The 1950-nt window shown below is 68.7% G+C and carries 1 protein-coding gene; it reads left to right on the top strand.

Features of this window, described 5'->3' with window-relative positions; genetic code table 11:
* On the top strand, positions 1–1950 hold a 1950-nt coding region (locus ACTWPP_RS44885; protein WP_443110599.1), incomplete at both ends, for an alpha-1,4-glucan--maltose-1-phosphate maltosyltransferase.

Raw genomic sequence — 1950 nt, 5'->3', positions numbered from 1 at the left:
CGCATCCCGATTCTGGATGTGGCGCCGGTGGTGGGGTGCGGCCGGTGGCCGGCCAAGGCGGTGGTGGGTGAGACGGTCGAGGTGTCGGCGACGGTGTTCCGTGAGGGGCACGAGATGCTGGGCGCGGCGGTGGTGCTGCGGACGCCGGAGGGCGAGGAGCTGCCGGGCCGGCGGATGAGCGAGGCCGGTCAGGGGCTGGACCGGTGGTCGGCGCTGGTGACGCCGACCGAGACGGGGTCGTGGTCGTTCCGGGTGGAGGCGTGGGGCGATCCGATCGCGCATTGGTGGCACGACGCGCAGATCAAGGTCCCGCGCGGGCAGGACGTCGAACTGATGCTCGCCGAGGGCTCGCTGCTGTTCGCCCGCGCCGCGGAGGCCGTCCCCAGCAAGAACAGGCCCACCGTGGACCGGCTGGCGGAACTCCTCGGGGACGACACCGTCCCGGTCACCGACCGGATGGAGGCCGTGACCGACCCGGATGTCGAGGATGTGCTGGAGCGGTACCCGTTGCGGGACCTGCTGACCGTCAGCGACTGGTACCCCCTGGTAGTGCACCGCCGCCGGGCCCTGTACGGCGCGTGGTACGAGTTCTTCCCCCGCTCCGAAGGCGCCGCCTTCGACCCGATGGGCCGCCGCGGCCCCACCTCCGGCACCTTCCGCACCGCGATGAAACGCCTGCCCGCCATCGCCGACATGGGCTTCGACGTCATCTACCTCCCCCCCATCCACCCCATCGGCACCACCCACCGCAAAGGCCCCAACAACACCCTGGACGCCGGCCCCTACGACCCCGGCTCCCCCTGGGCCATCGGCTCACCCGACGGCGGCCACGACGCCGTCCACCCCGACCTGGGCACCCTGGACGACTTCGACGCCTTCGTCGCCCACGCCGCCGACCACGGCCTGGAAATCGCCCTCGACCTGGCCCTGCAATGCTCCCCCGACCACCCCTGGGTCCACACCCACCCCGACTGGTTCACCACCCGCGCCGACGGCACCATCGCCCACGCCGAAAACCCACCCAAGAAATACCAGGACATCTACCCCCTCAACTTCGACCACGACCCCGAAGGCCTCTACCACGAAATCCACCGCATCATCGGGCACTGGATCGACCACGGCGTCCGCATCTTCCGCGTCGACAACCCCCACACCAAACCCGTCGCATTCTGGGAACGGCTCCTGGCCGACATCGCCACCACCCACCCCGACGTCCTCTTCCTCGCCGAAGCCTTCACCCGCCCCGCCATGATGCACACCCTGGCCAAAATCGGCTTCCACCAGAACTACACCTACTTCACCTGGCGCAACAACGCCGAACAACTCACCGCCTACCTCACCGAACTCACCGGACCCGCCGCCACCTACATGCGCCCCAACCTGTTCACCAACACCCCCGACATCCTCAACCAATACCTCCAGCACGGCGGCCCCCCCGCCTTCCAGATCCGCGCCATCCTCGCCGCACTCCTCTCCCCCACCTGGGGCATCTACACCGGCTACGAACTCTGCGAGAACACCCCCGTCCGCCCCGGCAGCGAGGAATACCGCGACTCCGAGAAATACCAGTACCGCCCCCGCGACTGGGACACCGCCGACCGCACCCACACCACCATCGCCCCCCTCATCACCCAACTCAACACCCTGCGCAACACCCACCCCGCCCTCCAGCAACTACGCAACCTGCACTTCCACCACGTCGACCAACCCGAACTCCTCGCCTTCTCCAAACACCACCTCAACGACACCGTCCTGACCGTCATCAACCTCAACCCCCACCACCCCCGCGAAGCCACCGTCCACCTCGACCTCCCCGCCCTCGGCCTCCCCGACGACCCCCACCAACCCCACACCCTCACCGACCAACTCGACGGCACCACCTACACCTGGCACCGCTCCAACTACGTCCACCTCGACCCCCACACACGGCCCGCACACATCTTCACGTTC

The organism is Actinomadura sp. 3N407 (assembly GCF_052245875.1).
Classification (GTDB): domain Bacteria; phylum Actinomycetota; class Actinomycetes; order Streptosporangiales; family Streptosporangiaceae; genus Spirillospora.
The sequence above is the reverse complement of the archived record's forward strand: the minus strand, read 5'-3'. Positions and strand labels throughout refer to the sequence as shown.